At 67.8% G+C, this 26,353-nt stretch carries 19 protein-coding genes; 5 read left to right on the forward strand and 14 right to left on the reverse strand.

Features of this window, described 5'->3' with window-relative positions:
- Positions 1–240: 240 nt before the first annotated feature.
- On the forward strand, positions 241–789 hold the full coding sequence (locus KF833_14300; protein ID MBX3746475.1) for a hypothetical protein: 549 nt from the start codon (positions 241–243) through the stop codon (positions 787–789).
- 37 nt (positions 790–826) lie between these two features.
- Positions 827–1,921 (forward strand): M23 family metallopeptidase, encoded by a 1,095-nt coding sequence (locus tag KF833_14305; protein ID MBX3746476.1) that lies wholly within the window; start codon positions 827–829, stop codon positions 1,919–1,921.
- A 74-nt stretch (positions 1,922–1,995) separates the two neighbouring features.
- Here the strand turns inward: KF833_14305 and KF833_14310 are convergent, their stop codons facing one another.
- Positions 1,996–2,655: a DUF2959 domain-containing protein gene (locus KF833_14310; protein ID MBX3746477.1), complete on the reverse strand. Its 660-nt coding sequence runs from the start codon at positions 2,653–2,655 to the stop codon at positions 1,996–1,998.
- Positions 2,656–2,758: 103 nt separating this feature from the next.
- Complete coding sequence (locus tag KF833_14315; GenBank protein ID MBX3746478.1) at positions 2,759–3,562, reverse strand: DUF481 domain-containing protein; 804 nt, start codon at positions 3,560–3,562, stop codon at positions 2,759–2,761.
- 512 nt (positions 3,563–4,074) lie between these two features.
- On the opposite strand from KF833_14315, the gene KF833_14320 reads away from it, so the two are divergent.
- Positions 4,075–5,043, forward strand: coding sequence for an MBL fold metallo-hydrolase (locus KF833_14320; GenBank protein MBX3746479.1), 969 nt, complete (start codon positions 4,075–4,077; stop codon positions 5,041–5,043).
- 19 nt (positions 5,044–5,062) lie between these two features.
- On the opposite strand, the gene rsgA is transcribed toward KF833_14320, so the two are convergent.
- On the reverse strand, positions 5,063–6,151 hold the full coding sequence (rsgA, locus tag KF833_14325) for a ribosome small subunit-dependent GTPase A (protein ID MBX3746480.1): 1,089 nt from the start codon (positions 6,149–6,151) through the stop codon (positions 5,063–5,065).
- Positions 6,152–6,613: 462 nt separating this feature from the next.
- On the opposite strand from rsgA, the gene KF833_14330 reads away from it, so the two are divergent.
- Positions 6,614–7,672: a c-type cytochrome gene (locus KF833_14330; protein ID MBX3746481.1), complete on the forward strand. Its 1,059-nt coding sequence runs from the start codon at positions 6,614–6,616 to the stop codon at positions 7,670–7,672.
- Between the two features lie 51 nt (positions 7,673–7,723).
- Here KF833_14330 and KF833_14335 read toward each other — a convergent pair whose 3' ends face one another.
- The 4 genes from KF833_14335 to KF833_14350 form a co-directional block, all read right to left on the reverse strand.
- Positions 7,724–10,492, reverse strand: coding sequence for a hsp70 family protein (locus KF833_14335; GenBank protein ID MBX3746482.1), 2,769 nt, complete (start codon positions 10,490–10,492; stop codon positions 7,724–7,726).
- Positions 10,493–10,563: 71 nt separating this feature from the next.
- Positions 10,564–12,399, reverse strand: a complete 1,836-nt coding sequence (locus KF833_14340; protein ID MBX3746483.1) for an Hsp70 family protein — start codon at positions 12,397–12,399, stop codon at positions 10,564–10,566.
- A gap of 49 nt (positions 12,400–12,448) precedes the next feature.
- Entirely contained in the window at positions 12,449–12,985 is a 537-nt protein-coding gene (locus KF833_14345; GenBank protein ID MBX3746484.1) for a DUF2760 domain-containing protein, read from the reverse strand.
- A 104-nt stretch (positions 12,986–13,089) separates the two neighbouring features.
- Positions 13,090–13,728: a hypothetical protein gene (locus KF833_14350; GenBank protein MBX3746485.1), complete on the reverse strand. Its 639-nt coding sequence runs from the start codon at positions 13,726–13,728 to the stop codon at positions 13,090–13,092.
- Positions 13,729–14,109: 381 nt separating this feature from the next.
- Between KF833_14350 and solA the strand changes: the two genes are divergently transcribed.
- On the forward strand, positions 14,110–15,273 hold the full coding sequence (gene solA / locus KF833_14355; GenBank protein MBX3746486.1) for an N-methyl-L-tryptophan oxidase: 1,164 nt from the start codon (positions 14,110–14,112) through the stop codon (positions 15,271–15,273).
- Positions 15,274–15,308: 35 nt separating this feature from the next.
- Here solA and KF833_14360 read toward each other — a convergent pair whose 3' ends face one another.
- From KF833_14360 to KF833_14390, 7 genes are all read right to left on the reverse strand, one after another.
- Entirely contained in the window at positions 15,309–15,836 is a 528-nt protein-coding gene (locus KF833_14360; GenBank protein ID MBX3746487.1) for a DoxX family membrane protein, read from the reverse strand.
- Between the two features lie 132 nt (positions 15,837–15,968).
- Positions 15,969–16,619, reverse strand: a complete 651-nt coding sequence (locus KF833_14365) for a hypothetical protein (GenBank protein ID MBX3746488.1) — start codon at positions 16,617–16,619, stop codon at positions 15,969–15,971.
- Positions 16,616–17,794 carry a DUF1573 domain-containing protein gene (locus KF833_14370; GenBank protein ID MBX3746489.1) on the reverse strand — a complete coding sequence of 393 codons (1,179 nt, stop codon included), beginning with the start codon at positions 17,792–17,794 and terminating at the stop codon, positions 16,616–16,618. Before KF833_14370 ends, KF833_14365 begins: the two co-directional genes overlap by 4 nt.
- A gap of 165 nt (positions 17,795–17,959) precedes the next feature.
- Positions 17,960–20,983, reverse strand: a complete 3,024-nt coding sequence (locus tag KF833_14375; GenBank protein MBX3746490.1) for a hypothetical protein — start codon at positions 20,981–20,983, stop codon at positions 17,960–17,962.
- Between the two features lie 359 nt (positions 20,984–21,342).
- Positions 21,343–22,074, reverse strand: a complete 732-nt coding sequence (locus tag KF833_14380) for a hypothetical protein (protein ID MBX3746491.1) — start codon at positions 22,072–22,074, stop codon at positions 21,343–21,345.
- 81 nt (positions 22,075–22,155) lie between these two features.
- On the reverse strand, positions 22,156–23,010 hold the full coding sequence (locus KF833_14385; protein ID MBX3746492.1) for a cobalamin biosynthesis protein CbiX: 855 nt from the start codon (positions 23,008–23,010) through the stop codon (positions 22,156–22,158).
- Positions 23,011–23,888: 878 nt separating this feature from the next.
- Positions 23,889–26,294, reverse strand: a complete 2,406-nt coding sequence (locus tag KF833_14390) for a right-handed parallel beta-helix repeat-containing protein (protein ID MBX3746493.1) — start codon at positions 26,292–26,294, stop codon at positions 23,889–23,891.
- Positions 26,295–26,353 lie beyond the last annotated feature (59 nt).

The following is a 26,353-nucleotide window of genomic DNA, read 5'->3' on the forward strand; positions in this document are numbered from 1 at the left end:
ATCGTTCACCCTGCATCCCGGGGTCGTGGGGAGAGGTGCGAACGTCGCGATGCGTCGCCTCGGAGGGCCGGGTTCCACGAGGCCGCAATCGTGTGGAGCGTTGGCTTGTGGACTCGCGGAGCTCGTCCCTCCGATTCGCGGCCTCCTCACCCACAACTCCTGGACGCACCGAGGGTGCGCGATTGCCTGACATCGGTCTTTACAACGCCCGCCATTGTCCGCTTCGCTGGCCCTTCGATCATGAATCTCGCCCTGAACTGCCTCCCCCTCCTTCTGGCAGGAACGCTCCTTGCCGCCCCAACGGCGACCGCGGCGAGTCGCCCCAACCCGCCGTCCGCCGAGTCGAAAGGCAGGAAGCCCAAACCGGTCAATCAGGTCCGGGTCCATGTCGAGAACCGACATGACCTCCCGGAGCGAACCCTGCCCGTCCAGGTGGGCCGCTCGGATCCCATGCATTTCACGGTCGAGAAGCTGCCCATCCTCAACGAAGTCCACATCGATCGCGCCGCGCTCCTCGAGGAGGGCGGTTTGTTCCGGGTGCAGTTGCGATTCAACCGGATCGGGGCCCGCATCCTCGAAAGCTACAGCTCCGCGGCGGCCGGCCGCCACCTCCTCATCGTTACCGACATCGATGGCGAGTCCCGCTGGCTCGCCGCCCCCGTCATCCGTCAGCGGATCAGCGACGGATCGCTGGCCTTCACTCCGGACGCCAGCCGGGAGGAGATGGAACGTCTCGTTCGCGGCCTCAACGAGGCGATCGAGAAGCGCCGCAAGCGATGGTTGAACTAGTCCTCCCCTACTGGCACACCCGCTTCGCCATGCCGGGATGCTCCCCGACGCAACCCACGCCTCCCCGTTCCCCCGGCGCCCCGAATCCATGCCGCCCCGCGCCTCCGGCACCCTGACAGGTCTCATCGTCGCCGTCCTCCTCGTGTTGCCCCTGGACGGAGGGGCCGACACGGCGCTGGATCGACCGTTCCGCCTGCCCACCGACAACCGGGCCATCTTCGAACCGGGAGGCGAACCCCGCTTCTACGCTCCGACTCCCGGTCGCACCTGGACGGCGGGGGGATTTGGTTGCGTGCGGTCGGAAGGGATGCAGATGCACGAGGGAATCGACATCCTGTTCGTCCAGCGCGACCGACGCGGCGAACCCCTGGACGAAGTCCGGGCCTCCGCCCCCGGCCGAATTGCGTACATCAGCCGTCAGGCGTCCCTGTCCAACTACGGCATCTACGTGGTGGTCGCCCATCGCATCGAGGGCCTGGAAGTGTTCACGCTGTACGCCCACCTGCGTGACGTTCGTCCTGAACTGGCCCCGGGAATGCAGGTCGCCGCCGGTCAGGTGCTGGGGATCATGGGCCGGACCGCCAACACCGCCACGCCCATCGCCCGCGACCGGGCCCACCTGCACTTCGAAATCAATCTCTTCGTCAACGACGGCTTTGCGGAGTATCTCCAGAAGCATTCCCCCGGCTCGCGCAATGACCATGGCCCCTGGAACGGCCGCAATCTGGTGGGGCTCGATCCCGCCGCCATCCTTCTGGCCCAGCGAAGGGAAGGCGCTTCCTTCAGCCTGCTGGCGCACGTGCGGAACCAGGCCGAGTATTGCCGGGTCCTGCTCGCCGCCACCGATTTCCCATGGCTTCGACGATACCCCATGCTCATCCGCCGCAATCCCGCCGCCGAGGCCGAGGGCATCGTCGCCTACGAGGCCTCGCTCAATTACAACGGGGTGCCCTTCCGACTGACTCCCCGCGCCCGCAGTGAGATCGAAGGCCCGGTGTCCAACCGGCTCCTGCGGGTCAACGAGTCCGAGGCCCTGCAGCATCGATGCCGGCAACTGATCTTCAAGAGGGGACAAGCCTGGGTGCTGACGGCGCGTGGAGAGGAATGGCTCCGGCACCTCGTTCACCGCTGAACCCGTTGCCGCCGAGCCAAGTGCCGCCGGATGGCGAGTCCGGTCCACCACCCATCCTCGAAAACCCCCACCGCCTACTGAAACTCGCGAACAAAGGCGTCCGCCCGCTCGATCGAGGCATTCATCTCGGCAATCAGCGCGGCGATCTCCGTCTCGATGCTGAGTGCCTCGCCCTTCAGGGAGGCGATGGCCTGGGCGTTGAGATTGTGCTTCAGAAAAAGCGTGTAATCCCGGAACTGGGCCAGGACCGGTGCCATGCTCGCCTCGGCCCTGACAAGGGCCGCACTCATCTCGGAATACCGGGCCCGGGTCTGCTCAAGCTGGCTCCGGCTGGACGCCGCCATCGACGGGTTGCCGATCTCGCCAATCTCCCGTTCCCACTCCTTGAAGAGGTCCCCCGCCACCGTCTCCATCGACCGGATCCGCCGGCGCACCGCCTCCGCCCGGGCCTGGGCCTTGTCGAACTCCGCCTGCAACTGGCGGTACGACCGGTCGAGACTGCCCCCCTCGAAGGAGTACACCTCCCTGAGCTTGGTCAGGGCATCCTTGAACTGATCGCTGGCCGCCGCCTGCTCGTTGCGCGCCTCGACCACCCTCTCCTTGAGGATGTCCCTCTTGTGATACCCCAGTTTCTCCCAGGCCGCATAATAGGAGGAGCGGCACCCCGACACACCCAGGGCCACGACTGTCAACGCAATCCAACTCACACCGGAAAGGCAACGGAATGGGCTCATGCTTCGCGATGGGTGGATGGGCTGGACAATTTCCGTGACGGACGGACCCGCGGGAGACAGGGCGCCCGTGAGTGTATTCGGAACACGGCACCCGCAGGCGGGCCTACTGGAACTTGTACTGGATCCCGGCAATGAGTTTGAGGTCGTTGTTTTCCCTGCCCGGAGCCGCCTCGCTCACATACCAGTCCTGCAGGACCACACGAAGGGCCATCTGCCGGGTGATGTCCGCCTCCACACCCACCTCCCCGGTCAGAAAGTAGCTGCCCCAGTCGGTGATCTTCGGCTGATACTCGAAGGACTGCCACAACCGCGCCCGGTCGCTGAATTTATGGCTGAACTTCTGCCCGAAGCGGATGGTGGCGTAATCCCGCGTGTCATCGCCAACCTTCTCCATCACATAGCCCGGACCCACCTCGGCACTCAGCGTGGTGCGGTCGTTCTTGATGAAGTAGTAACCGGCACCCACCGAAACCGGAATGCGATAACGGATGTCGGCGATGGAATCATGCAGCGCCTCGGCGCGAACAAATCCGAACCACCGGTCGGTCACCAGGTAGTTGTACTGACCGAAGCCCTTCACGTACCCCACATTCTGAGTGCCGTCATTCTCGCCGTACCCGCCGTCCACCCCGGCCATGAACTCGTTGCGGTTCCACTTGCGCAGGGTCGACACATTCGCGGTGAACAGGAGCGTGTCGCTGTTCCCGTCCGTGACGCTCACCCCAATCCCTGCCGTCGTCTCCCACTTCGGCTTCGGAGCCGGAGCTCCCGCGCCGCCCTCATCCGGGGCCTGGGGAACCGGCATGGGTTCGGCCTGTCCCATCTCCTGTCCGATCGCACCGGACATCCCGGCACCCGCAAACAGTGTCGCCGCCGCCAAAGTGATTCGCTGCTTGGTGTTCTTCATTGGGAACCGAAGCCCCTTCGGGCTGCGGAGACGATAGGGATCGCCCCCCGCTAAGCAAGCTTCCGATGGGCTGCCGACGGTCGCCCGGTGCATCCCGGAGTTGCAGGTGAGGAGGCCGTCAATCGGAGGGACGAGCTCCGCGAGTCCTCAATCCACCGCACCATTCCCCTGCGGCCTCGCAGAGCTCGGCCCTCCGATTTCACCATGGCGCCTCACCCTTCGGAGGGACGAACTCCGCGAGTCCTCAATCCACCGCTCCACTCCCCTGCGGCCTCGCAGAGCTCGGCCCTCCGATTTCACCACGGTGCCTCACCCTTCGGAGGGACGAGCTCCGCGAGTCCACAATCCAAAGCACCACCCCCTTGCGGTCTCGTGGAACCTGGCCCTCCGAAGGGATGCCTGGCGAAGTTCGCAGCTCACCCAAAACTCCAAAATGCACCCGGCGGTCGGTGTCACCCCGAATTGATCCTTTCCAAACCGGAGCCCGTCGCCTAGAGACGGCTCCGCCCGGCATGGACGCCTCCCGTCACCTCCCCGCTGCCGACTCCGGTGCCGGCGGTCTTTCCATCCGATTCTGGGGGGTGCGGGGTTCCGTCGCCGTGCCCGGCCCCAGCACCGTCTGGTACGGCGGCAACACCGCCTGCGTCGAGGTCCGCTCCGAACGGGAAATCGTCGTCCTCGACGCCGGAACCGGGATCCGGGAATTGGGCAAGGAGTTGAACCGGGAATTCGCCGGACGGGGCGCCCGCCTCTGGATTCTCGTGAGTCACACCCACTGGGATCATATCCAGGGATTCCCCTTCTTCGGCCCCGCTTACGAGGCGCGCCACCGGATCCGGATTCTGGGATGGCGGGGATCCCATGAGGGACTGAAGCGCACGGTCGCCGCTGCGGTCGAGACGCCGTACTTCCCGGTCGCCCTGCGGGAGATGCCCGGCAACATCACCGTCGAGGAACTCGATGGGTTTGCCTTCCGTCTCGGTTCGGTTCGGGCCCGGGCGGCACCGCTGAACCACCCGGGCGGAGGCGTCGGGTTTCGACTCGACACCCGGACGGGCTCCGTGGCGTACGTGCCCGATCATGAGGTGGGTCCCGGGGCGCCCCGCCGTCGGAGTTCGTTGCGCCGCGCCCGCGGGGAACGCGCCGGCGCCCCCAGGCCCGTCATGGAACAGTTGATTCAGGGTGTCGATGTCCTGATCCACGATGCGCAATACACGGCCGAAGAATACGCCGGGCGCATCGGTTGGGGACACAGTTGCGTCGATGCCGTCGTCGCCCTCGCCGCGCAGGCCGGCGTCCGCCGCCTGGTCCTCTTCCACCACGATCCGGACCGCGACGACGGGCAACTGGATGGAATCCTCTCCGCGGCGCGCAGCCAGGCAATGGCCCTTGGCTCCGCCATGATCGTCGATGCCGCCCGCGAAGGGATGGAGATCCGCCTCCCGGATGGATCGATGGGAGCGATGCCAGCCTCCCGGTGATCCGCTCGGCCCTCCGGGTTCACTCATCCGCTCCATCCGGACGGACGAACTCCGCCCCCCCTTCTTCCCCCCCGCGCCGGATCCGGCCCGCCCGCCGCCGCAACACATACGTGCGGTCCCGCCGTTCGGTCGCCAGATCAGCCAGTTCCCGTTGCAGCTTCCGGAAGCTGGCGAATCGGGCCTCCGACAACCGCCCCTCCCCAAGCGCCACCCGCACCGCGCACCGCGCCTCCGAGGTATGCGAGCAGGCCCGGAAATGGCATCCCAGCGCCAGCTCCGCAATGTCGGGAAACGCCTCGTCCAGGCCCCCCTCCGCCGTCCACATGTGGAACTCCCGCATCCCCGGCGTGTCGATCACCAGCCCCCCGTCCGGCAACAGGATCAATTCGCGCCAGGTCGTCGAATGCCGTCCCTTCCCGTCCCATGCCCGCACCTCGAGCGTCGGCTGGATGGCTTCCCCGTGAAGCCGGTTGATCAGGCTCGATTTCCCAACCCCCGAGGTCCCCACGAACACCGCCGTCCGCCCGGGCGCCACGTGCTTCCGCAATTCCCCCAGCCCGCGCCGCGTCCGGGCGCTGACCACCAGCACCGGCGTGGCTCCCACCGTCGCCCGCACCTCCGCCAACCGGTCTTCGACCGCCTCCGCCAGATCGGCCTTGTTCAATACCACCACCCCACGCGCCCCCCCCTCATGCACCATCACCAGGAACCGCTCCAGCCGCCGCAGATTGAAGGTCGCATCCAGCGACTGCACCACGAACACCACATCCATGTTCGCCGCCAGCACCTGCGGTGCCGTCTCGCGCCCCGGAACCTTCCTCGCCAGGAATGTCCGCCGCGGCAGGACCTCCTGCACCACCGATCGCGTGTCCCCCGCCTTCCGGCTCAACGCCACCCAGTCCCCCACCTTCGGCAACGTCTCCGGCCGCGACCGGTCCTTCAGCAACCGTCCCGCCAGGCGCGTCCGCACCTCCCCTTCGGCCGTCACCGCCACAAAGGCCTGCTTGTCCTCCAACGCCACCCGCCCCGGTGCCCAGCCCCGATCCCCCAATGCCGCAAACGCCCGTTCCCACTCCCCATCCCACCCAAGTGCCTCGAGTTCGACCATGCCGCAGTAGGCCCGACACCCTAGACCCCCGCCCCGGCCGGGCGAAACACCAATTCATCCGACGTCAACGCCCCCCGTGCATCCCGTAGTCATGGGTGAGGAGGCAGCGAATCGGAGGGACGAGCTCTGCGAGTCCTCAACCCATCGCTCCACACCGTTGCGGCTTCTTTGATGGGCACCTTTTGGAACGCCCGGATGCACTGCATGTCGACAACCTACCCCCCCGTCCGGCAATGGAATCAATTCGCGCCAGGTCATTGAACCAAGGGCCGACGATCGCCATGGGCGGACGGTCATGAGTTCAAATGCGTCCCCATCAGGGCGCCGACCCCGCCCCGATCTCCGTCCTCGACCGTCCGCAATCGGCCCGGTTCCAGACAGAGCCAGGGACATCCCACGCCGCAGACGGCCAACCTTCCCTTGCCAGATGCGTGCAGTCATCTTATGCTGAGGCCACGTTATATGAAGCGTACCTTATCACAGGCATTCTGCCGTTTCAGTCCCCACACCGGTTTCCGCCTGACCGTCGGATCGCTCGTCCTGCTGCTCGCCGTCCCGTTCGTCCAGGCCGGGCATTCCCTTGATCCCAAGGAACTTCGGGCGCGGGCCCTCGATTTCCTGGCCCCCATCCCGGACCGCATGCCGGGGGCGGAAGACGACACCCCGGCCCGGATCGAACTGGGCCGGAAGCTCTACTTCGAGACGGCGCTCTCCGAGAACCGCACCCAGTCCTGCAACACCTGCCACCGCGTGGATGAGTTCCGTGGCGGAGTGGACAATGAAGCCACCTCCCCGGGAGCGTTCGGCAAGCGGGGCGGTCGCAATTCCCCCACGGTCCTCAACGCCGGATTCCAGTTCGTCCAGTTCTGGGACGGCCGGGCCGAGGACCTGGTGGAACAGGCCAAGGGCCCCGTTCTCAACCCCATCGAAATGGCCATGCCGAGCGAGGCGGTCGTCATCGAACGTCTGCAATCGAAGCCGCACTATGTGGAGGCGTTCGCCCAGGCCTTTCCCGGCGTCGAATCGTCCCTCTCCTACGGGAACGTCGCCCGCGCCATCGCCGCCTTCGAGCGCACCCTCGTCACGCGCGACCGCTTCGACGATTTCCTCAACGGCGACGACCAGGCCCTGACGGCGGTGGAACGGCGCGGTCTCGATGACTTCCTCACCCTGGGCTGCACGACGTGTCATTACGGGCCCGTCCTCGGCGGCCAGTCGTTCATGAAGGTCGGCCTCATCCATTCGTTCCCCACCGACGACAAGGGACGGTTCGACGTCACCCAGGAAGAGGACGACGAGTACCGTTTCAAGGTCCCCATGCTCCGGAACATCGAATTGACCCACCCCTACTTTCACAAGGGCCAGATCGCCACGCTCGAGGAATCGGTCCGCAAGATGGGGTGGCACCAGCTCGGCCTCGAACTCTCCGAGGAGCAGGTGGGCTCGCTGGTGGCGTTCCTGCGCACCCTCACCGACAAGGAACGCCGCGCCGGAGCCCAGGCCGCCGCCGCCAGCCGGTGACGCATCTCCCCGGCTCAGAGCCTTTCTGAAAACTGGATTTCAGACAGGCTCTCAGGCCTCCAACCCCAGCGGCAGGGTATCGCCCAACGCCCGCGCGGCGTCCGCCCGCTCCAACTCCGCCACTTCCGCCACCAGGCGTCGCCACGACGGCGGCGCCTGGTTCGCTTCCAGCAGCGCCAGGACCCTTGCCCGGATCCCGTCGTCCACATCCCGCGCCCGGTCCCCGGTTCGCCGGGCAAGTTGCACCGCAGCAAACAAGGCCCCCTCCACCGGACGTTCGCGCCCGTCGATCAGCCGGAGGATCCATTCGACCGCGATCTCCGGCGGCACCACCCGGTGCACGCTGCCCCTGACCGGCATTCGCGCCCCCAACCGGCCCAGCACCCAGGCCCAGGGACCTCCCGCACCCGCGGGCTCATCGAGGTGGGCCGCCACCCAACCGCCGCACTCGGCCTTCTCCTCCGCGGGCAACTGCTCGAGCGCCGCCGCCAGCCGGACCATCTCATGGAGCCCCTCGGGCTGCGGGCCCTTCGGTCGCGCCACCTGCTTGCGAACCCGTGCCGAGAGCCGGTAGGCAAGGTGCGGCTTCAACCCCGCCCAGATCTCCAACTGCCGCTCCGTGCTCAATCCCGCCGCCAGCCGACGCCACATCACCCACCACTCGATCCAGACCGCCTTTTCGCCACCGGCCTGCACGCCTTCCGCGAACAGCCGCGCCGACTGCTCGCAACGCCACTCGTCCAGCGGATACCCGAATCCCGGCCGCAGGGCGTATCCCAGCAACTGCCAATACGTCCGCTCGTGATCCGCGCTCCGCCTCCGCCGCCCGGCCCCCGCGTGCAGCGCCCCCCACAACTCCCGAAGCGCCGGCAACCGCCACTCCGCGCGCGGTCCCAACCGCCTCTCAAGTGCGCCCCACAACGCTTTCGCCGGCACCGCTGCAGCCCCTCCGTCCCCCCTTCCGCGCCCTTTCCCTCCTGCCCCAAACACCCTGTCGATCTCTTCCCGCGCCTCTGCCAGCCGGACCGGCACCGACTCGATCGCCGTCCCTTCCTCCGGCGCCGCCCCGCTGCGCACCTCGAATTCGAGCCGCCACCGCTCGCCGCCCTCCTCCGCCACACACCACAACTCCAGCGTCCCGATCTCCGTCAACCCAGCCTGCAAATGCACCGGCACCCGGCCCGTCCGCCCCTGCCGGCTCTCGATCAACGTGTGAATCGGCGGCAACGACCTCAACGCCTCCCCCACCGGCACCACCGTTCCCGCCGCCTCCGCCCCTTCCGAAGTCGAGGTGAACAGCGGAAATCGTACCGGCCGCCCCAGGGTCAACTGGAAGACCCGCTCCCCCAGGTCCACCACGGTCCCTTCCTCCTGTCCCCGCGGAATCACGCACAACGCCTCGGGCGGCCCTTCCCCCCCGGTTCCCAATCCCACAAAAAACGCATGCGCCGTCCCGCCCCCGATTCGCGGTCCCCAACCGCGCCGCGCCAGCCCGTGCCGCACCGCTCCCCGCGCCACCGCCGCATCCAGCGAATCGTGTTCCAGCAACCGGATCGGAGGCGCCTCGGGCCACCACGAGGACACCACCTCCACCAGTCGCGCCGCCATCCGGGCCGACCGGAAGACACCCCCGTTCAACAGGATTGCATCCGGGCGCGGCAGCGTCCCATCGGCTCTTCCCGCCCCAGCGGCCGGCTCCCCCAACGCCCGCCACCCGTCCCCGGCGTGCGCTGCCAGAAACGCCGCCAGGTGCCGCGTGATGCCGGCCTCCCGGGCATACGGCAGCCCCACTTCCCGCAACCCCATCCGCGGCCCCGGCGCCAACCCTTCCCCCGGCCGGCAATGCGGAAAGAAACCGTCCAGCAACAGCCCCTCCACCTCGTCCCGTCGGACCTCGGTCGCCAGGGTGCCTCCCACCAACCGGCTGCCCTCGCCCGCCACCGCGACCCGCTGGCTCCCGGCGGCCCCTTCCCCCAGCAACGCCTCCTTGGCCGCCCGCGAGGCCTGCACCAACTGACCCCACTGCCCCGCGCTCAACGCCCGCCCTCCGGCCGTCAACCGCGCCTCCACATGCCTTCCCAGCGCGGCGTCCATGTTGTCCCCACCCAGCATCAGGTGGTCCCCCACCGCCACCCGGCGCAGTCCCGGTTCCCCCTCTCCGACCGGCCAGGCCACCTGGACCAGCGTGAAGTCCGTCGTGCCCCCGCCCACATCCACCACCAGCACCAGGCGCACCCCCTCCAGTATCCCCGCCATCCGGCCCCGATGCCGCCCCGCGAAATGCCCGAAGGCCGCCTGCGGTTCCTCGACCAGGGTCAACCGCTCCAACCCGGCCTGCCGCGCCGCCGCCACCGTCAGCGCCCGCGCCGCCTCGTCGAACGACGCCGGCACGGTCAGTACCACATCCTGCCGCCCCAACGGCGCCTCCGGATGCGCCGCCTCCCAGCCCGCCCCCAGGTGACCCAGCAACCGCGCCGAAGCCTCCACCGGCGAGAGCTTCGAAACGTCCGCCGCCGCCCCCCACGGCAGAATCGCCGCCGTCCGGTCCACCGCCGGATGACACAACCAGCTCTTGGCCGACGCCACCAGCCGTCCAGGCACCCGTGTCCCCTGCCACCGCGCCAACTCCCCGATCACCTCCCGCCGCGGATTGCCCCAAGGCAGACGGATCGACTCATCCGGCAGTTCCGGCCCGGCGGGCAGGTACAGGCACGACGGCAGCAACCCCCGCTCCGCCACCTCCCCCGGACCGACCAGTTGCGGAATGGCGAAGTCCTCGACCCGCGCCGCCTCCCCGGCCCCGAGAACGGCAAACGCCATCGCGCAGTTCGTGGTGCCCAGGTCGATCCCAACCACGAACCGCGCCCCATCCGTTGCCGCGGTCCGGCCGCTCACGCGTCACCCTTCAGGCGCACGTTCAACTCGAACCGCCAACGTCCGGCGCCTCCGTCCTCCAGACACTCCAGCTCCAGCGTGCCCACCTCCGTCACCGCCGCCCGCAAATGCACCGGCACCAACTGTCCTTCCCGCCCCGGCTCCGCCGGCAGCCGCGTCTCGATCGGTGCCAGTTCCTCGAATGTCTCGTCCCCCGCCGCATCCTCGATCAAATCCCCCACCCGATCCTCACGCCGCACCGACGATGCAAAGAACCGGAATTGCGTCGGTTCCCCCACCACCAGGGCGAACGCCTGCGGCGGCACGTCCGCCCGCGTCCCTTCCTCCATCCCGAACGGCGCCACACACAACGCCTTCACCGGCGGCTCGTAGCCCGGCACCGCGGGCATCGGCGACTCCACCCCCACGTAGTACGCCCGCGCCGTCCCGCCCCGGATCCGGATCCCGTTCCCCTGCCGGACCCATCCGTAATACGCGGCCCCCCGCGCCACCGCGAGGTCCAGGTCGGCGCCTTCCAATTCCTTCGCCGGCGCCCCGCCGTCGGCCTCCAGCCACCCGTTCAACACCTCCAGCAACCGCGCCTTCAACACCCCTGCCCGGAACACCCCGCCATTGAACAGCACCGCGGTCGGATGCACGAATCGCCGTCCCTCCACCCGGACCGGCGTGTCGGCCGCCCCCTCCAACGCCCGCCGCTGACGCGTCAGAAACGATGCCAGATGCCGGGTGATCCCCGCGTCCTGCGCGTAGGGCAGGCCCACCTGTGTCAACCCGCTCCGCCGTGCCGTCTGCGGCCCCTCGTCCACCGGCACCGCCGGAAAGAAACCCTCGATCAGCGTCCGCTCCAATTGCTCCCGCGTCAGCTCGGCCTTCACCGTCGCCCCCATCAGCGCCGACCCACGCCCCGGAATGGCGATCGGCGCCCGATCAAGCCCTGCCTCCGCAAACAGCCGCTCCTTTGCCTCCCGGGCTCCATGCGTCAGCGAGGTGAACTGCCACGCATCGAGCTTCCGCCCCGCCGCCGTCAACCCGCGCTGCACCTCGTGCGCCAGCGCCAGATCCATGTTGTCGCCCCCGAGCAGAATGTGGTCTCCCACCGCGATCCGGGTCAGTTCCAGCACCCCCTCCCGGTCGGTCGCCGCCATCAGCGAGAAGTCCGTCGTCCCGCCCCCGACGTCCACCACCAGCACCGTGTCTCCCGGGCGCAGCACCTTCCGAAATCCATCCCCCGTCCGCTCCAGCCACGCGTACAACGCCGCCTGCGGTTCCTCGAGCAGCGTCACCCGCTCCAACCCCGCTTCCCGGGCCGCCTGCAACGTCAGTTCCCGGGCCGCCGCATCGAACGACGCCGGCACGGTCAGCACCACCTCCACCTCGTCCCAGTTCCCACCGACATCGCCCCCATGCCGCGCCGCCGACACCAGGTGGCGCAGGTAACGCGCCGAAGCCGCCACCGGCGACACCCGCTCCACATCCGGCGGCGCCTGCCACGGCAGCAGCGGCCCGGTTCGGTCCACCCCCGCATGACACAACCAGCTCTTCGCCGACGCCACCAGCCGCGTCGGCGTCCCCACCCCCTGCCGCCGCGCCAGTTCTCCCACCGCCTCCCGTTCCTCCCCATCCCAGGGCAAGGCCAGCCCCCCGGGCGGAAACTCCCCCTTCGCCGGCAGGTACAGGAACGACGGCAGCAGCGGCCTCGCCGCCACCGTCCCCACCGCCGTCAATTGCGGGATCGCCACCACCCGCCCTTCGCCGTCCGCCGCTTCCGGCGACCGGACCGCCAGGGCGCCGTTCGTCGTCCCCAGATCCATTCCGATCACGTGTCGCATCATGGGAAATCCAACCTGCACCTCCGCTTCCACCAGCCGGCAGGTTCAGCCCTCACCCCTTTGCCCCCACCTCAACCTCCGCCGGCGCCAGCACCCGCGGATCCAGCGCCCGGTTCACCTCCGGAAACCGCACCGCGGTGGCCACCCAGCCGTGATGCCGCAGCACCCCGGAATACGGCGCCCCGCCCGACACCTCGCCCGTCAACCGGACCCGCTGCGCGTCGAACCCGGGACCCACCCGCACCGACTCGCCCTCCGCCCCGGGCCACGCCGTTCCCAGTTCGAGGCATTGCTGCAGGACCTTCCGACACCCGCTGTGGACCACCCGCGCCGCCGCCCCCACCTCCTCGTCCCCGAACCCCGCCACGTCCTGCTGCAGGAAATCCACCAGACGCCCCTCCCGCTGCAATGCCGCCAGCAGATGCAGTGCCGGCGCATGAACCCGTTCCGGCGGCGGCGTCTCCTCCTTCTCCCCGCCTCCCACCGGCGGCGCCAACAAGCGACGCGCCCAGTCCGCATCCCACAACACCTTCCAGGCCAGTCCCAGCCGCCCCCAAAAACCCGCATCCCCGCTCGTGCTCCGTTCCATGCCGCCCAGCCTATCGCAGCAGCCGGCGCTTCCAAGCCGGACCGAGCAGCCCCGGGGTCACATCTCTGAATTTGACAATTCCCCGACCGATGTCTGCGCCCCACCTATTCCGGAGCTTCCTCCCCTCCCGCGGTCAGGGCGGCCTGACGCAACCGCCGCCACACCCTCGGGTCCAGCTCGGGAATGTCCGTCTGCCGCCAGTGGATGAGACTCAACACCCGGTAGTAGTGGAACTGGGCCACCCCCACCATGGAACCCGACGAATGCACGTGGTCGCCCGATTCCCGCTCATAGGCCAGCAGCGCGAACTTCCCGAGGGAATCCGCCTTCTCGGACTTGAAGATGGAGATCTCCGGGGTCGTGACCGTGCCCGCAAACGGAATGGGAAACGGAATCGAGGGAACGCCAAACAACGTCTCGCGCGTGTCGATCCCCAGCGCCCCGCTCCGCGGTTCGACCACGATGTCCGCCCTGTCCACCGACGACACCAGGTAGGCGCCGTTGGTCGAAATCAGTTCCCGGATCGTTCCGATGACATAGGGCTTGTCCACGCTGTCGAAATACCGGTCGTCCACGAACACGCGCTTCTCCCGCAACACGGACAGATCCACGCCCTCGACCGACCGGTCCGCCGCCGTGCTGAGCAGCAACTGCTCGGCCATGGTGCGCTTGGGCTTGGTGACCTCCACGGAATGACAACCCGCCAGAAGGAAGGCCAGCACCCCGGCGGCAACCGTTGTCAAAAGGCGCCTGGGCAGACCGCGAAACATGGCAGGATGGAAGTTGATTGGGTTCATGCGTGACGTCCCGTCCACGTCCGGATCGCCTCCGAATCGCCAGCCAGGACCGCTTCAGCGCACCACGCAGTTCCGGAATCCGTCAAGCCCACGCACGATCACCGCCCAACTTCACCCTTCGGAGGGCCACCCTTCGGAGGGACCAGCTCCGCGAGTCCTCAATCCATCGCACCCCTCCCCTGCGGCCTCGTGGAACTCGGCCCTCCGATCTCACCACCCCGCTTCACCCTTCGGAGGGACGAGCTCCGCGAGTCCCCAATCCATCGTGGCGATCCGGAAGACAGCAACGCCATTGCCAGACCGGCTGGGAGCCGTTTCGATCTGCCGGTGCCGACATGGGATGTGATCGTCTTGGGGCTGGGCGGAATGGGGAGCGCGGCGGCGTGTCATCTGGCCCGGCGCGGCCTGCGCGTCCTGGGTCTCGACGCCTACGATCCGCCCCACGACCGCGGATCGAGTCACGGCGCGACACGGGTGATCCGGCAGGCGTACTTCGAGCATCCGTCCTACGTCCCGCTGCTCCTCCGCGCCTACGAGCTTTGGCATGAACTCGAACAGTCCACCCAGTCGAACCTGCTGTGCCTGCCGGGTGGCCTGATGATGGGAAACCCGGATTCCGAGGTGGTCGCCGGCAGCCTCCGAAGTGCCCGGCAATTCGACCTTCCCCATGAACTGCTCGAGACCGCCGACCTCCGGAAGCGGTTTCCCCTGTTTCAGGTGCCGGAAGGAACCGTGGCCCTGTTCGAGCCCTCCGCCGGTCTGGTCTATTGCGACCGCGCGGTCGCCGCCCATCTCCGCGCAGCCATCCGTCATGGCGCGGAGATTCGCGTCAACAGTCCGGTGCTCACCTGGGAGACCACCGCCGGAGGGGTTGAAGTGCGGACCAGTCGCGACCGGTTTCAGGCGGGCCAGCTCGTCGTCACCCCGGGACCCTGGGCGCCGGATATTCTCCAGCGCCTTCGATTGCCCCTGCGGATCGAGCGCCAGGTCCTCTTCTGGTTCAAGCCCCCGGGCGGGATCGGTCCGTTCCTTCCCGAACAGTTCCCCGTTTATGTCTGGGAGCACGATGACGGCGATCTGCCCTACGGGTTCCCGTCCGTCGATGGACCGGACGGCGGCGTCAAGTTCGCCCTCTACCGCTCGCCGTGCGTCGAGTTCTGCACTCCGGGCACCGTGGACAGGCGGATCCGCCCGGACGACGAGGTTCCGCTTCGGCGGCTGCTCCGCCGGTTTCTGCCCGCCCTGGACGGTCCGGTGGTGCGGGCCATGACCTGCATGTACACCCTGACCCCCGACCTCCATTTCGTGATCGACCGCCCGCCTGGCCAGCCGAGAGTCGCCGTCGCCGCCGGCTTCTCCGGACACGGCTTCAAGTTCTGCCCCGTCGTGGGCGAGATCCTCGCGGATCTGGTGACGGATCAGACCCCGCGGTTCGACCTGTCGCTGTTCGGCATGTCACGATTCCCAAGGAATCCCCCGGGAAGAGATTGAGATCCGTGGAGCGGCGACGGCCTGGAAACCCGGTCTCAACCCCGGCCCCGGAACAACGCGGGCCACAGGCACCAGCGCCGCCCGCCGGCACCCAGCAGCCAGGCGGAACACAGCATCAGCACCGCGTTCTCCGCCAGCTTGTGGCAGATGGCCACCTCCCCCGCCCCGCACCCGCAGTCGAAACGGATCCCGCAGAACGGCCCGCCCAGCGATTCGTGCAGGCCCCGCGCCCGATCCCACACCACCAGCGAAAACGGCATGAGCATGCCCAGGGACACAACCGCCGTACCCCGCACCGCCACCCCGGCCAGCAGGAGCACCCCGCAGAACAACTCGAACCACGGCAACACCACCGCGATCAGGTTCAGCCCCACCGAAGCCTCGATCAGTTCGTACTGCCGGACGAGCTTCAGGAAGTCCACCGGGTCCAGTGCCTTGCTCAAACCCATCGCCACAAACAACCCTCCCACCACGCATCGCGCCGACACGCTCAACCCGTCCGCGGTCAGACCCGCCATTCGTCCCGGACCGCCGCTCCGGCCCCCCCCTTCCAGCATGGACATCGCATCACTCATGGCACCGTAACCACTTCTTCAATCCCCGGTTTCGCTCCCGCACACGCCTCACTCGCCTCACTCGGATTCCCGATTCGCCAGTCGCCATTCCCCACCCGCCATTCCCCATCCGCTCCCCATTCATCGTAGCTCCCCGCTGTGTCGCGGTCCGGTCTCCACAGGCAATCCATGGGCCGACCATTCCTCGATCCCGCCCAGGTACACCCGCAATCGTTCCCCGGGAACGCCCATTTCCCGCAGCAAGACCGCCGCAAATTCGCTGTCCTCGCACTCGCCCCCGGAGCAGTACACCACCACGATCTCGGCGAACTGGCACGCGGGCAGGACCTCCGGCAGGTACGGTTCCGGTCGATAGTGATCGAACAGATACGCGCCGGGAATGTGGCCCGCCCGGTAGGCGCCTTCCCGCCGGGCATCGAGGAACACGATCCCCTCGCTGAGGTACCGCGGATCTTCAAACCATTGCCGCACCTGCTCCCGGTCCGCCGACTCCAACCCCCGCTGCCGTAATCGCGCCTCGAGCCGGCCGACCGATCCCCTGCCCTGTTCGTGGCTCCCGTCGGCCACCGCCAGCGTCGCCGGAACCGCCGCGGTGACCGGAGGAAAATAGTCCCGCCTCAGGTCCAGTCCCTTCGGCGACCCGTAATTGGCCAGCAATGCGAATCCAATCCCCAGCGCTCCGACCGCCAGACCCTCCGCCAGCACCCGGCGCACCTCGTTGCCACGCATCGACCCGGCCCCGACCGGGCGCCTCGCCACGTCACCGCTCATCGGTAGGTCGGACCGAGCGGAGCGCCCGGCGGTGGCGGCGGTGGCGTCACCGGCCGGAGGGGCGGCCGGAGGGTCGTGGTGGTGGCCGGACGCGGCGCCTGGACCACCGGCACGGTGATCTCGGGGTAGCTCGGGTGACTGGTCTTCACCTTCACCTCCCAGCGTTCTCCGGGTCGCAACGCCGCCCCCGCGGGGATCTGCAGCATCAGGCGGAACAACCGGCCCGGCTGCAACTCGTTCACCTGAACCGTGGCCCCCTCGACGTTGAGAGTCGGGTCGGTCAGGACCAGCGGCTGACTGCCGGTGTTGCGGAGGGTCACCGCCGGAGCCACCCCGCCCGGCACCCAGTTGGCCGGCAACGTCAGGGTCGCCGGCATCACCGTCACCACCGGCTGCACCATCGCCGTCGCCGGTACCGTGAGCACCGGCACCTCCGGCGACGAGGTCTTGATGGTGATGGGCGCGTGAACATAGGAGGTCGGCAGGGGCAGGACGGTGGTCACTTCCAGTTCGTATTCCCGGCCGGGTTGGACCGTCTTCAAGTGGGTGCGGAAGGCCGCGCTCTCGGTCTCCGGCTCCTCCAGGGTGAGCGGCCCGTCCAGATTGCTCACCAACCGCACCGTCCGCACCTGGTTGGTCGGCGATTCCCCCGTGAGATTGAAATACACCGAGGCCGGTTGGAGGGTCACCGGAGTCCACACATCCGCCGAGATCTGCAGGAACAGACTGGGCCGCTGCGGATCATTGCAGCGCACCGAGATGCTCTTCGAGGTGCGCCCGCTGAATCCTCCCGAATTGAACTGGATCGGAATCCGCCCGGTCCTCCCCGGCTCCACCTCCGAATCCCAGGTCCCGGAGGTGGTGCAGCCGCATCCGGGACGCACCTCGGTCAACACCAGCGTCGCATTCCCGGTGTTCGTGAACACGAAGTCGTGCTTCACCACCTGCCCGGCCCCCACCCGCCCAAAATCGTAGTTCGGCGTCGCAAACTCGATCCGCGGTGCCCGCCCCACAGCGGTCGCCGCGGTCTCCGCCACCGCAGGCGGTGCCGGAGATTGCGCCGCGCTCAGCACAGCCGTCCCGGCCAGCGAACCGGCCACCAGCACGACGGCCCAGCGGGGGAAGGAGGCGACCTTCGCAGGTCTTCGGAGAATTCGGAACAAGAGGCGTTTCACGATGGGCTTTCGGCTGGAGGGATCCGGTGATCGAGATTTGCAGGGGATTATCCGCCGACGTTGGCTCGCGGCAAGGCGGATATGAAAAAGGGACCGGATTGAATCCGGTCCCTCGAAGCCATCTCAGCCGTCCCGCCCACATGCGGACAGCAGGAAGCAGGCCGCCTAACGACGGGCGCGCAGAAACACCGCCGGCTCCGTTCCGATCGGCACCGTGACCGGCGAGTTCGCTCCAACCTGGGGCGCCCACGGACCGTTCACCGTCGGCCCCAGTTCGAGGACGAAGCCCGCCGGCAGCGGCTGCGGCTCCGACGTCACCGTCACGCTGCCGCCCGCACGGGTCACGCTCAGACGCGGCACCACGTCCCCGCCGCCCGCGGGCGGGGTGGGATCGTCCTTGGGATCCGGGTGCGAGATCACGGTGTAGAAGTTGATCTCGCGCGGCGAGTTCGCCCCCTGGGCCGGCTGGTTCTGCAGGTTGATCTCCCCCTTGGCCGCCACCAGGATCTGCCGGGTGGTCAGAGCCACGCTCATCTGGATGGTCCGGATGGCGCCCGCCTGGGACTCGTTGATGAACGGCAGAAAGCTCGCCGTCAGCGGCCGGAAGCTCTTCGCCGTCCCATCCAGCTCAAGCACCCGCGCCGCCACCTGGTTCTGCTCGTAACCCTCGGGCCGGGCCACCCACGACACCACCACCCGGTTCAACGCATCTGAAGCCACCACCGCCCGGTCGAAGTCACCTCGGAACCCGCCCTCGCTGACATCTGCCACGGCCACGAAGGACCGGTCCCGGGCGTCCCAGGCGGCCACCCGCACCACCGGGGCATCCGTCACCTTGCCGGTCAGGAAGACATACGGGCTGTTGATGTGCGCCGCGATGCGGGTGCCGTCGCCCCGGCCGCGATCGAAGCTGTGTCCCGAGGTGTTCTGATCCACCGGATCGCCCTGCGAATTCCCGGCGTTGTCGAAGAAGTGCAGCATGCCGTTGGCCCGGATGGCGAACCCGCCCTGGTAGGCCGCCACGTTGGCCCAGATCTGGCCCGGCGCGACCGCGAAGCTCTCCTTCACCACGGCCCCTTCGGGCGTGAAGACGGTGGCCACCATGGTGGCCCCTTCGCCGAGGTTCCCCGACCGGTCGTCCACGACGGACAACACATTGCCGTTGCTCAAAAAGGCCACGTCACCCCCAAACCGGCTGATCTCGGGCCCCGGCGCGAAGCCCGAAGTCACCCGCCCGCTGGCGGAGTCGAGCGCCAGTGTCACCGGCGTCGGTTCGAGTGTCGCCGTGTCCAGTCGGAAGGTCTGAATGGTCGCGTACCGCCCATTGTCCAGCCGGTCGAATCCGCCGGCCCAGCGGTTGCCCGATTGGAAAGGTTCCAGGGTGTGCACGGAAGTCTCGCCGCCAACGACGTAATGCACGCCACCGGGACGTCGATCGCCCGCCACCCGACCGGGATTGCCGTTCTGCCGCGAGGCGTTGATCGCGTCCGCGAAAGGCGTCCCGTTGTCGGCATAGAACCCTTCCACCGTCCGCATCGCCCCTCCGGCCGCCGGCTGCAACGCCACCACGTACCGCTGCTGATCCGACGTGTCGCGGGCGAAGGCGTTCCCCTCGACCAGGAAGGTGCTGGTCCCCAGCACCGAAACGTACGGCTCCCAATTCCCCAGCGCGTCCAGATCCTGGTTGATGATCACAGTGTCCGGCACAATGCGGGTCAGGCCGACCGATTCGATGCTGCCGGGCTTCACCGGCACCACGAACATCCGGGCCGCCACGACGCGCGTGCCGGGTTCGATGTTCTCGCTCTCCCAGGTCACGGCCACCGTGTCATTGCGGAACGCCACCCGCGGATTCCGCGACACCAGTGTCACCGGATCCGGCATCTCGAGCTCGCTGACATAGAACGTCCCGCCCAGCGGGGCACCGTCGGCCGCAAACAACCGCCCGTAAACCACCGACGGCGAATCCGCAGTCAGCAAGGTCCCGTTGTACACCACCACCACCCGGCCCTGCCCGTCGATCCCCACGTCGCACCGCCCGACTGTCCCGAGTTCCACGTCGTCCGAGACATCCCGGGTCCAGCGCCGCGTCCCGTCCGCGTTGATCACCGTCACCCACACCCGACGTCGCTCCTCGGCATCGACCCCGGTGGCCACCGCCGCATAGGCGTCCTCGCCATTGCCATGGAACCCGACGCCATCGCCACGACCTCCCGTCCCGGCAATGGGCTCCTCGGCGAGTTCACCCAGGTTGATGTTGTCGCCCACCGGCGTGCCGTCGTTGTTGAAGAGCCGGATCACCCCCGCCCCGTTGTCCGAGAACCGCACCGCAAACCCGTTGCGGGTCACCGCCAGCCCATGCCACATCTCCCCGCGTGCCGAGGAATCCGAACTGGCCAGTTGCGTCGCCCGCACCTCCTCGCCCGTTGGCGACACCACCCGCACGATGACATGCCGGTTCGGTGCCGGCCCGCCGAACACCGCCTCCAGATCGGCATCCTGCCGGCTCTCCCCGGCAATCACGATGTTGCCGTTGGCCAGGTAGTGCCAGTCGCCGATCCGAATCCCGCCGTCACGCTGATGGTAGGCCGCCGGAACGCCCGTAAGGACCCCCAGGGGCTCCCCCGCATTGTTCAGGAGCTGCACATACGGCGAATCCTGCCGCAGCCCCGCGTCGAACGCCTCCAGTTCGTGAATCTCATCCGCCACCGCCCATCCCGTCACCCCCATGCCGAAGCCGTCCCCGAATGGATTGGCCTTGATCTTCGGACCCCACATCCCGGTCCCAGGAGTCGGCGAACCGTCCGGCCGGAAAAAGGAAAGAAACCGCCGATACGCCGTCGCTCCCGCATAGTCGGGATGCCGCGCCACAATCTCGGTCTCCGGGGTCACCCATTCCCCAAGCGTGTCGATCAGCGTCCACGTCGCCCCAAGATGATCCATCGGGGCATCCGCCGGCGTCGGGGAATCGTCCTCCCAACCGACCACCACATGCGCGCCGCTGGTGATGGCAATGCCCAGACTCTCGGTGCGCCCGTTGTTCAGGATGTCCGAGGTGTTGATGTAAACCGTGGTGGACACCGGTTGCAGTCCGTTTTCCTCGGGAGCCCCCGGCAACCCGTCCTGCGCCGACGCACTCGCCACGGCCAGCGCCGTCCCCCAGCAAAGGAGCATTCTTCGGATAGTCATATCGTGGATGTTTCGATGGTTTGTTGTTCCCCCCGCCCCGAGCCTGCGCCCCGCGCCAGACCAGGCATGGGCCCCCGACGCCTAACGCGACTGCAACGCCCATGCAGAACTCAGGAAAAGGAACAACCCCTGCGTACGCGGCAGACTTCACGGACGCAATCCCATTTCTTGCCGGAATTCGTCACACACGGCCGCCACGCGTTGCCGGTCAAGGTGCGGGCTCCGCGAAGCCAGCCGTCGGAGGGCCCAGTTCCACGAGGCCGCGAAGGACTGGTGCGTTGGGATGAAGCCCCGCGGTGCTCATCCCTCCGAATCGATGCCTCCCTACCGACGACGCGCGGAGGCACTGTTCCCCCCGCCTACCGCGCCGGCTTCGCAAACTCCGACTCTTCCATCGGCACGTTGTGATGCACCTCCTCGATGGCGATCCGGAATCCCACATCCGCCGGCCTCGGCATCCGCATCGAGAACGGCACCTGCACCCCGTCCACCACCCGGTAATCGCCCAGATCCACCTGGAAGGTCATCTCCCCCACCAGCGTCTTCACCGTCGTCTCCTCCCGTACCAGCAACCCCGTCGCCCGGTCGAAGTACAACCGGTCCGGCTTGCCCTCCGCCGGGTGCCCCTCCAGCAGCCAGGCCGGCTTGCCCCCCACATCCACCGCCCCCTTCACCTCCAACCGCCGGTACGCCTTCCCCAGACTCAGTTCCCTTGGAAACCCGGTCGAACGTTGCACGCGCGCCAGTTCCTCCTTCTCCTTCACCCGCAACCCCTGCAAGGGCACCACCGCCCACGCCACCGTCCCGTCGTACCCTTCCCGCAACGTTCCGAACACCGGGAACTCGATCTTCGACACCTGCCGGTCCGGCGCCTTCGACCGGATCTCGAACGCGCCGGTCGCCCCCAGGGCCGTCACCTCGATCTGTCCCCGCATCACCCGGCTCCGCAACCGCTCCAGGGCATCCCGCCCTCCCGCCGCCTCGATGTACCGTTCGATCACCTGCCCGGCCGTCGGCGCCGTCTCGGCACGGGCCGAAACCAACGCCGCACCCGCCGCCAGCAGATAGATCCACACGCGCACCCGCTTCATGACGCCGACCCTGCCGAACCCGGTTCCCCAACGCAACCACCACACCACCCTGCTGCTCCCCCTCGTCAGAACCCGCTTCCGTTAGACCCCTCCGGCTGCCGCCACTTCCCGCGCGCGTTCCAGAATCACCTCCGCCAGCAGCGGCTCGGTCCCCAGGGCCCGCGCCAGCCAGAGTCTCTTGCCGGATCGTTCGGTTGGATTGCGCCAACCCGACACCCCGGCCTCCCGCCTCTCCGACACCCGCTCCGCAGATTCGCCCAGCATCACCGGGATGTCCTCCGCCACATGCAACCCGTCGCTGATGAAGAACGGCACCAGCACAATGTCCTTCGTTTGCACCACGTCCCACACCTCCCCCACCAGGGGCGCCTCCTCGATGAAGACCGCATGAACCTCCGCGTATTCCCCCGCCCGCCGCAACAGCGTCACCTGCTGCTCGATGGCCTCCCTCGATGCCGGACTGTACGAGGTCCCGTGTCCCGCCACCACCAGAGCCGTCGCCGAGGGTTCCGGCGCCCTCGGCATGGGATGCCGCGCCACCACCTCCCGGGCCCGGGCGCGCAGCACCTCGGTCATGGCCGGGTGCGAACCCACCGCCCGCGCGTAGTGCACCCGCCGCCCTCCCATCCCCACCACCCGCTCCCACGTCTGGGCTTCGGGCGCCCGCAACCCCATCTCCACCGGCACCACCACCTCGGTGAACCATCCGTCCGCCACGAACAACGGCACCACAAACACCCGCGGCGAAAAGACCCGTCGCAACGCCCCCGTCACCGAAGGCTCCTGCTGCACAAACGCCTCGATCACCTCCGCAAACACCCCCCTCCGCCGCAGCGTCTCCCCCTGCAAATAAGCCGGCCCGCACGAATCGCCATCCTTGGTCGATCCGTGCGCCACCAGGATCAGCGCCGCATCCTGAAACGTGGTGTCTTCCATGGTCTGCAAGGCTGCGTGCCCGGCTCGGGCGGACAAGGGAACTCGATCAACGACCCGACACCGGCAGGCACCCACACCCCGTCATCCACGCCCCTTCCCCCTCCCCGCCCGGGTCGCTCAAGCCGTGACGGCATCGTTCCTATCAGCCGCCGCCGCCGCCAGCTATCCGTTCAGGAAGAAAACAGCGGCATCTTTGGGCCATTGGGCCATCCCCTGCACCCACCCCCCTCCGTCTGGCCATTTCCAGCACAGAGCCCAGAGCCAAAAACAATAGGACCGACACTGTATTGTTGACTGCATTTAAATATCCATTCCTTTATATATTGACATCCCAAGAAGCAACCCAGTAAGTTAAAGTCAGTTAATGAGCCAGACATTTTATTTTGACTTTGCATCATTGGTTGTTGACTCCACTTAAATAACCAATCCTTTATATATTGACTCACGCGCGACGCGTTCCACCTTCGCGGTCATCGCGGTCAACCAAGGATTCAAAACGGCCCCTACCGACGCGGAATCGGGTGTCAAAGCAATGAGACCGACATTGTATTATTGACGATCATGGAAGACCCGACTCCGACTCGACTGGCAATTCTGACTGACTCATGATTGTTGACCCAATCCGATGTGGGTAGGAGCAAAGAAGGACCCACTGTGGCTGTGGGTCCGGGATTCCCCTCCTCGTTCGGTGTCCCGGCTTCAGCCGGCCGCTGCCATGTCAACAAATAGGGCCCGCATTTTTGTTTGTTTTGTTTGCGCCCTTTTTCGTTTCGTTGGGCGAGCCGGCCTTCCGGGCCGTAACCGGCAGGTCGAAGCCCTACCTCGCCAAAATGTCGCGTCCGTGTTCGCCGCTTGAGCCGCTTGGGCGTCCACCCCCTTCACCGCTCTTCGGCCTCCTCCCGGCTCACCTCCACCCGCAGCACGGCGTACCCGTCGATCTCGAAATGCTCGACCTCCAGCTCGATCTCCCCGTCCTGCTCCTGCCGGTACACCCCGGTGTCCGTGGTCGGACCATGCCACGTCCAGTTTTCCACCACCGTGCTCCCGCCGGCCCGCACCCGAACGCCGTCGTCACTGAGCACGGTGAAACGCCAGCGTCCCGCGGGCAGCCGTAACCGCGTCCGCGCCCGCATCCCGAACCGATCCCCGCCGGGAGCCCGGCTCCGCGTCTCGTCGTTCAACACCCGCAAATCGCGCGGCCCGCCCCACCCGTACGCAAAGTCCAACGCTCCCAGGCGGGCCGTCACCGCCCCCGGTCCCCCGGCTTCCGCCCGCCAGCCTTCGATGTCTTCGCGAGGGTCCACCGACCACGGGAAGAACACTGCCTCCCACTCGGCCGCAACAATCGTCCCTTCCAGGCGCCGATCCAGACCCGGGGCCCGCACGCGCAGATCGAACGGCGTCACGCCATCCCCCGCCTCGACCACCACCTCCCAGACATCCTCGTCCCCGCGCCGAACCCGGCTGGTCCATCCGGCTCCCGTCGCCTCGATCCGCGGTTCGGTCGTCACACCGCGCACCTCCCAGGTCCGCTGGCGTCCCCGGCCCGGCAAGGCGCGGACCAGGGGGCGTTCGTGATCCCACGGACCCCATTCATCCATGACGATCCGATGACGCCCCCGCAGCGCCGCGCGCGCGCCGACCGGCCGGGTGGTCCCCACGGGCTCGACCGTTGGCAGCGCAACCTCGGGAACCGGCCCGTCGGACTCCGGCTCGCAACCGGCACAGACCTCGAACTCGCGGGCCTGCGGATGATCCAACCGGACGACGTTCCCCGTGTAGCGGTTCCCGCGGACATTCCCGTCCCCATCGTCGCGCAAGTGCAGGACCAGCAGGCGTTCCTCGGCGCGCAAGGTGCCAAACGGAGGCGCCTTCGTGATCTCGAAGGTGTTCCCGGCAATGACGTTCTCCGTCACCCCGCGGTCGTTCCCCAGCACCCCGGGCAACCGGCGCAGGGCAAGGTCGGGATCCCACCACAGATGAATGGCGCACCGGTTGTCGCGAAAGGTGTTGCCGAGAATCCGCAGCCGCGAGGCGTGCTCCGCATTGATCCCGCCCCGCTCGAGCCCGTAAGCCATGCCGCCATTGCCCGCGATCTCGTTGCCGGTGATCCAGGTGTCCGAGGCGTATCCCGCCCAGATCCCGCAGATGGCATTTCCGACCAGCCGGTTGCCGGCGAAGATGTTCCCCTCGCTGAAGGTCATCTCGATTCCGTGCGCCGACGCATACGAGAAATCGTTTCCGATCAGTACATTGCCGTTGCAGCCCAGGGCACTGAACTTCGCCGCCACCCCGGCCGGCACCCGGATCCGGTCATCCACTTCGCGTTCGCCCGTCTCCCGCCGCAACCGGGCCCTCTCCTCCTCCATCCAGTGCTCCCCCAGGGCCTCCCGCCCGGCAAACCCGAAGAACCCGTCGCCCCCATGTGTCGCCGAGTTCTCGACGAACACGTTCTCATGGCTCTGCTCGAAACAGAGAATCCCGGCCGAGTCCTGCCCGCGGTTGTACACGCCCTCGACGTGACCCCGGATGCAGAAGTCGAAGGCGTTCCTGGAAACCAGGTTCCGGCTGCTCCGCCACATCGCCAGCCCCCAGCCCGACAGGAACGACGCATCGTTGTCGTACACCCGCCCCCCCTCCACCCGGTCCAGCAATATCCCGTTCTGCCAGTCCCGAACCCGCACACCCCGGATCGTCACCCCGGCCGACGCTTCGACGCAGACCGCCCCGCCGTACTCGTCCCGCCACTTCCGCTCATCGTTCCGGTGCGGGAACAACCAGTCGGACCCATCCTCCGCCTCGGGCGTCGAACGGAGCCGCTGACGGTACCCATCCGCAAACTCGCCGCCGTCCACCACCAATCCGGGCGCCCGGAGCGCCACCAGTCCGTTGCGGTATCCCTCCACCCGTGCCCCTTCGATCCGCACCCCGCGGCGGCCTTCGACCCGGATGCCGATCCCGCCCATGGCGTCCCCCGCCGTCCCGGCCGGGGCCCCGCGCAACACGCTTCCCGCCGCGAACCGGATCGTGATGTCGTCCGCCTCCACCCGCAGCACCCCGTCCCCATTCGCATCCCGGATCACCGTCCCCGCAGGAATCGCCACCTCACACGATTCCCGCACCACCGTGTCATCCTCCGTGAGCACCAGCGTCGGCAGGGACTCGACCGCCATCAACCCCGCCGCCATCCCCACCCAAAGCAGCACCGCCACCAGGCCGTCCCCGGCGGAACGCCTGCGTCGCCCGACAACCGCCCCCCATCGGTCCACGTGACACCGTTTCATGCAACGCCATCCCAATTCGCCGCCCGCCCAAGGGTCAATCCTCAACCTCGCCAACCGCC

Source organism: Verrucomicrobiia bacterium (assembly GCA_019634625.1).
Taxonomy (GTDB): Bacteria; Verrucomicrobiota; Verrucomicrobiia; order Limisphaerales; family CAIMTB01; genus CAIMTB01.

Bases quoted from the DNA above. Each gene is read 5' to 3' on its own strand.
- KF833_14315 (MBX3746478.1), bottom strand. From the start codon at position 3,562: ATGAAGAACACCAAGCAGCGAATCACTTTGGCGGCGGCGACACTGTTT.
- rsgA (MBX3746480.1), bottom strand. From the start codon at position 6,151: ATGGTCGAACTCGAGGCACTTGGGTGGGATGGGGAGTGGGAACGGGCG.
- KF833_14310 (MBX3746477.1), bottom strand. From the start codon at position 2,655: ATGAGCCCATTCCGTTGCCTTTCCGGTGTGAGTTGGATTGCGTTGACA.
- KF833_14320 (MBX3746479.1), top strand. From the start codon at position 4,075: ATGGACGCCTCCCGTCACCTCCCCGCTGCCGACTCCGGTGCCGGCGGT.
- KF833_14365 (MBX3746488.1), bottom strand. From the start codon at position 16,619: ATGAGCGGTGACGTGGCGAGGCGCCCGGTCGGGGCCGGGTCGATGCGT.
- KF833_14330 (MBX3746481.1), top strand. From the start codon at position 6,614: ATGAAGCGTACCTTATCACAGGCATTCTGCCGTTTCAGTCCCCACACC.
- KF833_14345 (MBX3746484.1), bottom strand. From the start codon at position 12,985: ATGGAACGGAGCACGAGCGGGGATGCGGGTTTTTGGGGGCGGCTGGGA.
- KF833_14380 (MBX3746491.1), bottom strand. From the start codon at position 22,074: ATGAAGCGGGTGCGCGTGTGGATCTATCTGCTGGCGGCGGGTGCGGCG.
- KF833_14385 (MBX3746492.1), bottom strand. From the start codon at position 23,010: ATGGAAGACACCACGTTTCAGGATGCGGCGCTGATCCTGGTGGCGCAC.
- KF833_14305 (MBX3746476.1), top strand. From the start codon at position 827: ATGCTCCCCGACGCAACCCACGCCTCCCCGTTCCCCCGGCGCCCCGAA.
- KF833_14335 (MBX3746482.1), bottom strand. From the start codon at position 10,492: ATGGCGTTTGCCGTTCTCGGGGCCGGGGAGGCGGCGCGGGTCGAGGAC.
- KF833_14300 (MBX3746475.1), top strand. From the start codon at position 241: ATGAATCTCGCCCTGAACTGCCTCCCCCTCCTTCTGGCAGGAACGCTC.
- KF833_14390 (MBX3746493.1), bottom strand. From the start codon at position 26,294: ATGAAACGGTGTCACGTGGACCGATGGGGGGCGGTTGTCGGGCGACGC.
- KF833_14375 (MBX3746490.1), bottom strand. From the start codon at position 20,983: ATGACTATCCGAAGAATGCTCCTTTGCTGGGGGACGGCGCTGGCCGTG.
- KF833_14360 (MBX3746487.1), bottom strand. From the start codon at position 15,836: ATGTCCATGCTGGAAGGGGGGGGCCGGAGCGGCGGTCCGGGACGAATG.
- KF833_14340 (MBX3746483.1), bottom strand. From the start codon at position 12,399: ATGATGCGACACGTGATCGGAATGGATCTGGGGACGACGAACGGCGCC.